Consider the following 8,000-nt stretch of genomic DNA (forward strand, 5'->3'; position numbering starts at 1 on the left):
CTCGCGAACGCGGGGCCGGTCTTGCTGGGCTCGGTTGTCGTCATTCGACTTCACTCCATTCTCGATCACATATATTTGATGTAGCCTACGGTGATACGGGCCACAGTAGTCCACCCTGCCCGCCACCGTCACCCCCTGTCAGAAAGCCGAGGCCAGCCGTGTTCGACATCCTCACCGAGGAGCAGCAGGACTTCGCCAGATCCATCGACGACTTCTGCGCGCGCGAGGTCGGCAGCGTCGAGAAGAGAGGGCAGCTCACCACCGAGGGCGGCACCCACTCCCCCGAGATCTACGCAAAAATGGCCGAGCTGGGCTGGTTGGGCCTGACCGTGCCCGAGGAGTACGGGGGCGCCGACGCGGGGGCCGTGGAACTCTGCCTCCTGCTCGAACGCTCGTTGCGCGGCCTCGCCCCGATCGGAGGCATCGGCCCCACCCTCATCACCGCGGCGGCGATCCAGAAGTTCGGCACCGAGGAGCAGCGCAAGCGGGCCCTCGAACTGGTCGTCGCGGGCGGCACCCTGGCCATCTCCATGTCCGAGCCCGGCGCCGGGTCCGACGTGGCCGCGCTGCGCTGCAAGGCCGTCCGCGACGGTGACGACTGGGTGATCACCGGACAGAAGACCTGGTGCTCCAACGCCCACTTCGCCGACCGCATCCTGCTGGTGGCGCGCACCGACTCGACCGGCGCCAAACACGAGGGAATCACCATGTTCGACGTCCCCGCCGACGTCGAGGGGCTGCAGATGAGCGGTATCGACACCATGGGCGGTAGAGAGGTCAACGACCTCTACTTCACCGACGTACGCCTGCCCGCCGAGTCCGTGATCGGCGAGGTCGGGGGCGGCTGGAAGCAGCTCATGGCCGGGCTCAACATCGAGCGGCTCATCCTGGCCGCCATGCAGCTCGGGGTGGCGCAGCGGGCCTTCGACGACTGCCTGACGTTCATCCGTGAACGCGAACAGTTCGGCCGACCCGTCGGGTCGTTCCAAGTCATCCGGCACCGCATGGCCGACCTGGCCACCGAGATCGAGGCCACCCGCCTGCTGGTCTACGCCGTGGCCAGGAAGGTCGACGAGTCGGACCCCGCGGCCCTGCTCCCCCGCGAGGCCTCCATGGCCAAGCTCAAGGCGACCGAGCTGAGCAAACGCGTGACGCTCGAGTGCATGCAGTCGATGGGCGGCTACGGCTACGCCACCGAGTACGGCATGGAACGCCTGGTGCGCCAGGCCGTCGTCTCCACGATCTACGGCGGCACCAACGAGATCCAGCGGGACATCATCGGGAAGACCTACGGGCTGTGAGCGCACCGCACGCCGACGAGCTGGAGGCGATCCGGGCCCTGGAGACCGTCCCCACCGACCGGGTGACGACGCTCTGGGACTCACTCGAGCCCGCCCGGATCGACGCGATCGCCGGCAGCCGGTGGAGGGGCGCCGGCCTCGACACCGGGCATCCGATGTTCGCGATGCTCGGGCAGATGCGATGGTGGGGAAAGGACTTCACCGACCCGCACAAGGTGGACCCGATCCTCGTCACCGACGACTCGGGGTCCGTTGTCCCGGACACCTCCGCCACGGGCGGAGGCGGGGCGTCGCTGTGGGAGGTCTCGTTCCGCGGCCGCCCGTGCGCGTCGATGGTCTACGACCGGCTGCCGGTGATCGACCACTTCGCCGTCGTCGATCCCGACACCCTGCTGGCCGTGATGAACGGCCGGGGGACCCTCCACGAGGGCGAGCACTTCTGGTTCGTCCTCGAGCGCGAGCGGTAGCGACCGCGCACGCCGGGCCTGGTCGGGCGCACGGTGGCCAGGGTCGGGTGCGCGTCGGGTGCGCGGGGCGGCGGAACGGACCACACTGGGCGCATGACCCCGAACACCGAACGCCCGGTCCGCATCGCCGTCCAACTGCAACCGCAGCACGCGCCCGACTACGAGCTCCTGCGCGATGCCGTCCGTCGGTCCGAGGACGCGGGTGTGGACGTCGTCTTCAACTGGGACCACTTCTATCCGCTCTACGGCGACCCCGACGGCGCGCACTTCGAGTGCTGGACCACGCTCGCCGCCTGGGCCGAGCAGACCGAGCGGGTCGAGATCGGCGCGCTGGTCACCTGCAACAGCTACCGGAACCCGGACCTGCTGGCCGATATGGCCCGCACGGTCGACCACATCTCGGGCGGGCGGCTGATCCTGGGGCTGGGCAGCGGGTGGTTCGAGCGGGACTACGCCGAGTACGGGTACGACTTCGGGACCAAGGGGTCGCGTCTCGACGACCTCGGGGACTCCCTCGACCGGATCGAGCGGCGCCTCGCCCGGCTCACCCCTGCCCCGACCCGGCACATCCCGGTGCTGTTGGGCGGCGGGGGCGAGCGCAAGACGCTCAGGCACGTCGCCCGCCATGCCGACATCTGGCACTCGTTCGTGGACGTGGAGACCTACCGGCACAAGTCCGCGGTGCTGGCCCGGCACTGCGCCGACGTCGGCCGGGACCCCGGTGAGATCGAACGCTCCACCGAGATCGGCGGCGCCTCCTCCGCGGACGAGGCGCGGCGCTCGGCCGATGCCCTGGTGGCCGAGGGCGTCACGCTGTTCACCGTGGGCCTCAACGGGCCCGAGTACCCGCTGGACCTGGTGGAGTCGCTGGTGGCCTGGCGGGACGACCGCTGACGCCCGGGTCAGCCGCGGCCCACGGCGCGGTCGGCGCGCCGCCACACGCGGAAGGTGTACCAGGACGCCGCGAGCATGAGCACCAGCACGAACGAGGCGAGGATCGACGGGCGCCCGGCCACGATCAGGCCGACCGCGTTGACCAGTGCGATCACGGTGAAGAACCCCACGAACCCGCCCAGGACCTCCAGCCGCTGCCGGGTTCCGAGTGCGTCCCCACCGCTCCGCGCCACGGCCGGGTCAGCTCTTCAGACCGCCGGCGGTGAGGCCGGAGATGATCCGTCGCTGGAAGATCAGCACCATGATCACCAGCGGGACGGTGACGAGCGCGCCCGCCGCCATGATCGCGGCGTGCGGCGGGATGTAGGGGTTGACCCCCGAGAACCGCGCGATCGCCACGGTGACCGGCTCGGTCGAGGAGTTGGACAGCTGTTGTGACAGCAGGAACTCGTTCCACGTGATGATGAACGCCAGGATGGCGGTGGTGAACAGAGCCGGCGCGGCGAGCGGCAGGATGATCTTGATGAAGGCCTGGCCGCGCGTGGCTCCGTCGACGCGAGCGGCCTCCTCCAGCTCCCACGGCAGGTCGTTGAAGAACGAGGTCAGCGTGTAGATGGTCAGCGGCAGCGCGAACGAGATGTTGGGGATGATGAGCGCCTGATAGGTGCCGATCCACCCGATGTCGGTGAACAACTGGAACAGCGGCGTGACCAGCGCGACACCGGGGAACATCGACGCGGCCAGGATGACGCCGGTGACGAGGAACTTGCCTCGGAAGTCCACCCGCGCGAGCGCGTAGGCCGTGAACACGCCGAAGAGCAACGCCAGCGCGGTGGTGATGGAACTGATGATCACCGAGTTGATGATCGCGCCGAAGAAGTTGTTACCCGCGTCCGTCGCCAGCGCCTCGCGGAAATTGTCCAGGGTGAGGTGCGAGGGCACGGGGCTGGCGGAGAACACGAACCGGTTGTCGCGGAACGCGGTGACGAGCATCCAGTAGAACGGCGCCAGGCCCCAGATCAGGATGAGCAGGGCCCCGACATAGGTGCCGATCCTCGGCCCGAGCGGCTTGCGGGGTGGGCGCAGGTCGTCGGCGCGGTCCCGATCGTGCGCGCCTGATCGTGACGACGAGGTGGTCGACCGCGTGAGGGACGACGTGGACTGGTCGGGCGCTCGGTGACTCACCGGATCTCCTCCTTCTTGCCGGTGCGGTCATCGACGACGTTCGCGCCGAGGAACTTCACCATCACGAACGCCACGGCGAAGATCAGCAGGAACACCAGCGTCGATATCGCGGAGGCGCTGTTGAAGTTGCCCATCCGCATCTCGTTGACCACCAGCATGGAGACCGTCGCGGTGGGCGAGCCCGAGTTGGCCGACACGAGGATCACGGGCAGGTCGTACATGCGCAGGGCGTCCAGGGTCCGGAACAGGATCGCCACCATGAGCGCCGGACGCACGAGCGGCAGTGTGATCCTGGTGAACTGCTGCCATCGGGAGGCGCCGTCGACCCGGGCGGCCTCGTAGACGTCCCCGGGGATCATCTGCAGCCCGGCGAGGATCAGCAGAGCCATGAAGGGCGCGGTCTTCCACACGTCCGCCACGATGATCGCCATGCGGGCGTAGAACGGGTCGGTGGTCCAGGCGATGTTGGTGCCCAGCATCGTGTTGGCGATGCCGTTGGGGGCGAAGATGAACGCCCACAGCTTGGCGGTGACCGCCGTGGGGATGGCCCACGGGACGAGGACCGCCGCGCGCAGGAGGGACCGCCCCCAGATGCTCTTGCCCATGACCACTGCCATGGCGAAGCCGAGGACCGTCTCGAGTGAGACGGTGGTGACGGTGAAGAACAGGGTGTTGCCCATCGCGGGCCAGAAGTCGACGGCCGAGACGCCGGGCGGACACGGGACGGTGCCGTCGCCGCCCCTCGCCGGGCACGCCTGGGTGAGCCAGTAGAGATAGTGCTGGAAACCCGCGAAACCGCCGTCGGAGAACATCCCGGTGGCGGGGTCGAGGCCCCGGTCGGCCCGGAAGGACAGGTACACCGCACGGACGACGGGGTAGCCGATCACCACCGCGAGGATCGCGAGGGCGGGACCCACCATCCACACCGGTCGCCAGTCGAACCTCTTCTCGACCAGTGGCGCCGGGGCCTTCTCACTCGTCGTCATCGCTGCAGCTCCTCATCGGATCGCGCCCGCCCTCACCACGACGGCCGATGGGCCCCGGGATAGTACCCCGGGGCCCATCAGCGCCGTGTCGTCATCACTGCCGTCCGGACTCTGGTGTCACTGAGCCGCTTGGTCGATCGCGGCGCTCATGTCGGTGAGTGCCTGCTCGACGCTCTTCTCGCCACGCAGTGCGGCGAAGGTGTTGTCCTGGATCGCCTTGGACACCGCCGGGTAGTACGGCGTGACCGGGCGCGGCTCGGCGTTCTCGAGCGCCGCCTTGAGGGCCGGCATGTACGGGAACTGCTGCTGCAGCGCCTCGTCGTCGTAGATCGAGGACAGGACCGGCGGGAACGACTGCTCGGCGAAGCTCATCTGGACGTCCTCCGAGATGATGTACTCGAGGAACGCCTGAGCGGTGGCCTTGTTCTCGGAGAACACGTTGATGGCGTTGTTGTAGCCACCGAGAGTCGACCGGCCCGCGCCATCCTGACCGACGATCGGCGCGACCTCGAACCGACCCTGGACCTGCGAGGTGGGATCGGACTGGCCCGACTCGTACATGTACGGCCAGTTGTACGAGTACATGGTCTCGCCGGCGAGGAAGCCCTGTGCGGTCTCCTCTTCCGTGAAGGCGTCGGTCTGCGGGGGGATCACGCCGTTCTGGTAGGCGTCGACCAGCGCGGTGAGGCCGGCGCGAGCCTGGTCGGTGTCGAGCTCCGGGGTCTGCCCGTCGTCGCCCACGACCTGGCCGCCCCAGCTGTGGATGAACTGGGTCGCGGCGACGGTGAGGCCCTCATAGAGGCTGAGCTGCGTCTGCAGGCAGTCGACGTCGGCTCCCTCGGCGGCCTCACAGGACGCGACCAGCGCGTCCCAGTCGGCGGGGGCCTCGGGCTGGAGGTCGGTGCGGTAGTACAGCAGCTGCGCGTTGGTGTTCTGCGGGATGCCGTAGAGCGTGCCGTTGTAGGTCGCCGAGTCCACGGCGGCCTCGATCAGGCCGGAGGTGTCGATCTCGGTGTCGCCCTCGATCGGCTGCAGCCACCCGTTGGCCGCGAAGTAGGCGGTGTCCGTGACGTCGAGCGCGAACACGTCGTACTCGCCGCTCTCGGTCTGGAGGGACTGCGTGAGTGTGTCGCGCTGTCCGTCCTGCTCGGCGGGGAGCTCGCGGAGGGTGACCTCCTGGTCGGGGTTCTCCGCGTTCCACTGGTCGATCACGGGACGGAGCTTGTCCGTGTCGTTGCTGCCCATCGCGAAGGTGATCGGGCCGACCCCCGAGGTGCCGGCCTCCGTCTGCTCGTCGGACTCTCCACCACCACCGTTGGTGCATGCCGCGGATACCATCGCGACCATCGATGCGGCCGCCGCCGCCTTGAGGAACCTGCCGTGAACGGCCATGCGCTCTCTCCTACTGTCGTGTCTCGCCTACCGCCGACGTGTGCCGACGGACGGGTGATCCCGGTCTCACTGTGACGCCGGTCTCTCTGAGGTCCCGCTGAGCGTAACCCACCGGGGGCCTGTACGTAGGACCACGAGCGGTCACCTCGCCGACTCACCGCCGTCCCGCCACCGTGGGGGCGACGAGACTCAGATCACAGAAGACACTTTAACAACAACATGTGTTGCGGTCGGTCACCGCGGTCGGTGGTCAGCGCAGCCGCAGACCGGTCTCCACATCGAAGAAGCGGACCTCACCGTCGAGCGCGGCCAGGAACATGGTCTCGCCCTTCCCCGGGTGGTCGCCCGACTCGGCCCGGTAGACCACCGGGTGGCCGTCCCCCGTGGAGCAGTGCAGGTAGCTGTCCGCGCCCAACTCCTCGACGAGGTCGACGGTGACTCTCAACCCGTCCCCGTCCCCGGCGATCCGCAGGTGTTCGGGCCGCACCCCCACCGTGACCGTCGCCCCGGTGCCGGCCGGGACCTGCTCGCCGAACCCCTCCAGGGCGACCCTGCCGTCGGCGACGGGGGCGTCGAAGAGGTTCATCGACGGCGATCCGATGAAACCGGCGACGAAGGCGTTGACCGGATTGTGGTAGAGCTCCCGAGGCGTGTCGACCTGCTGCAGGACACCGTCCTTGAGCACCGCCACCCTGTCCCCCATCGTCATGGCCTCGACCTGGTCGTGGGTCACGTAGATCATGGTGGTGCGCAGGTCACGCTGCAGTTTGGCGATCTGGGCGCGGGTGGCCACCCGGAGCTTGGCGTCCAGGTTCGACAGCGGCTCGTCCATCAGGAACACCTGCGGGTTGCGCACGATCGCCCGGCCCATGGCGACGCGTTGACGCTGTCCGCCGGAGAGCTCCTTGGGCTTCCGGTCGAGGTAGGCCGTGAGATCGAGCATCTCGGCGGCGCGGTCCACCCGCTCGGCGATCTCCTTCTTGGACGCCTTGGCCAGCTTGAGCGCGAAACCCATGTTCTCGCGCACCGTGTAGTGCGGGTAGAGCGCATAGTTCTGGAACACCATCGCGATGTCCCGGTCCTTGGGCTCCATCCCGGTCACGTCCTTGTCGCCGATGAGGATGCGACCGGCCGAGACGTCCTCCAACCCGGCGAGCGCACGGAGGGTGGTGGACTTGCCGCAACCGGACGGGCCGACCAGGACCAGGAACTCGCCGTCGGCGATCTCCAGATCGAGCCGGTCCACACTGCGCCGTGCGGCGCCCGGATAGACGATGGACACGTTCTCGAAGGTCACCGAAGCCATGGCGAGCACTTTCCCTTCACCGGCAGGAACGTGCCGGACGATCCGAGTAGAGGGTTGACACGACGACTGTAGCGCCACGACACCGGAGTTCACCGGCACTGCGCCCATAGTTCATCCGCACGTGTCCTCACCACGCCCGTGCCGTCGCCCGCCCTCCCTAGGGTCACACCGTCCTCGTGCGCCCGTGCGCACCCACACGTCCTCAGGGAGAACCATTGTCAGTCCGCCGCCCGCTTCCGATCGCCACGCCCGGCATCTCCAGCCGCCAGCACCTGACCTGCCTGTACAGGTGCGGCGACCAGTGCGCGTCACCCGCCCCCAACGCCAGCGGGAATCCGTACTTCGGCGACGTCGCCGCCGAGATCAGCCGCCGTGGGGCCCTCAAGGCGGCCGGCGTGGTCGCGCTCGCCGTGGGGGCCACGCAGGTTCTGCCGACCACCGCCGCCGCGCAGGGTTCCCTCGGCAGGGA

Annotated in this window: 9 protein-coding genes; 4 read left to right on the forward strand and 5 right to left on the reverse strand. The window is 68.6% G+C overall.

Annotation, left to right across the window (positions count from 1 at the left end; translation table 11 throughout):
- The first annotated feature begins 158 nt into the window (after window positions 1-158).
- The 3 genes from G6026_RS03145 (at window position 159) to G6026_RS03155 (ending at window position 2,662) form a co-directional block, all read left to right on the forward strand.
- Window positions 159-1,301 (forward strand): acyl-CoA dehydrogenase family protein, encoded by a 1,143-nt coding sequence (locus G6026_RS03145; protein ID WP_107757827.1) that lies wholly within the window; start codon window positions 159-161, stop codon window positions 1,299-1,301.
- Complete coding sequence (locus G6026_RS03150) at window positions 1,298-1,768, forward strand: DUF4334 domain-containing protein (RefSeq protein WP_182612236.1); 471 nt, start codon at window positions 1,298-1,300, stop codon at window positions 1,766-1,768. Before G6026_RS03145 ends, G6026_RS03150 begins: the two co-directional genes overlap by 4 nt.
- Before the next feature lie 93 nt (window positions 1,769-1,861).
- Entirely contained in the window at window positions 1,862-2,662 is an 801-nt protein-coding gene (locus G6026_RS03155) for an LLM class F420-dependent oxidoreductase (RefSeq protein ID WP_182612237.1), read from the forward strand.
- 8 nt (window positions 2,663-2,670) lie between these two features.
- On the opposite strand, the gene G6026_RS03160 is transcribed toward G6026_RS03155, so the two are convergent.
- The 5 genes from G6026_RS03160 to ugpC all read right to left on the reverse strand — a co-directional run bounded on the left by G6026_RS03160 (window position 2,671) and on the right by ugpC (window position 7,531).
- Window positions 2,671-2,895, reverse strand: coding sequence for a hypothetical protein (locus G6026_RS03160; protein ID WP_107757830.1), 225 nt, complete (start codon window positions 2,893-2,895; stop codon window positions 2,671-2,673).
- A gap of 7 nt (window positions 2,896-2,902) precedes the next feature.
- Complete coding sequence (locus G6026_RS03165; RefSeq protein WP_182612240.1) at window positions 2,903-3,748, reverse strand: carbohydrate ABC transporter permease; 846 nt, start codon at window positions 3,746-3,748, stop codon at window positions 2,903-2,905.
- Window positions 3,749-3,843: 95 nt separating this feature from the next.
- Complete coding sequence (locus G6026_RS03170) at window positions 3,844-4,833, reverse strand: sugar ABC transporter permease (protein ID WP_182612238.1); 990 nt, start codon at window positions 4,831-4,833, stop codon at window positions 3,844-3,846.
- A 117-nt stretch (window positions 4,834-4,950) separates the two neighbouring features.
- Entirely contained in the window at window positions 4,951-6,225 is a 1,275-nt protein-coding gene (locus G6026_RS03175) for an ABC transporter substrate-binding protein (RefSeq protein ID WP_107757831.1), read from the reverse strand.
- Between the two features lie 250 nt (window positions 6,226-6,475).
- Window positions 6,476-7,531 (reverse strand): sn-glycerol-3-phosphate ABC transporter ATP-binding protein UgpC, encoded by a 1,056-nt coding sequence (ugpC, locus tag G6026_RS03180; RefSeq protein ID WP_107758297.1) that lies wholly within the window; start codon window positions 7,529-7,531, stop codon window positions 6,476-6,478.
- Window positions 7,532-7,746: 215 nt separating this feature from the next.
- On the opposite strand from ugpC, the gene G6026_RS03185 reads away from it, so the two are divergent.
- Window positions 7,747-8,000 (forward strand): twin-arginine translocation signal domain-containing protein (locus G6026_RS03185; RefSeq protein WP_182612239.1); only part of this gene is annotated, 254 nt, incomplete at its 3' end.

Origin of the sequence: Dietzia sp. DQ11-38-2 (assembly GCF_014145055.1) — a bacterium.
In the GTDB taxonomy this organism is placed as follows: domain Bacteria; phylum Actinomycetota; class Actinomycetes; order Mycobacteriales; family Mycobacteriaceae; genus Dietzia.

Coding starts and splice junctions, on each gene's coding strand:
- G6026_RS03155 (WP_182612237.1), top strand. CDS start 1,862: ATGACCCCGAACACCGAACGCCCGGTCCGCATCGCCGTCCAACTGCAA.
- G6026_RS03170 (WP_182612238.1), bottom strand. CDS start 4,833: ATGACGACGAGTGAGAAGGCCCCGGCGCCACTGGTCGAGAAGAGGTTC.
- G6026_RS03175 (WP_107757831.1), bottom strand. CDS start 6,225: ATGGCCGTTCACGGCAGGTTCCTCAAGGCGGCGGCGGCCGCATCGATG.
- ugpC (WP_107758297.1), bottom strand. CDS start 7,531: ATGGCTTCGGTGACCTTCGAGAACGTGTCCATCGTCTATCCGGGCGCC.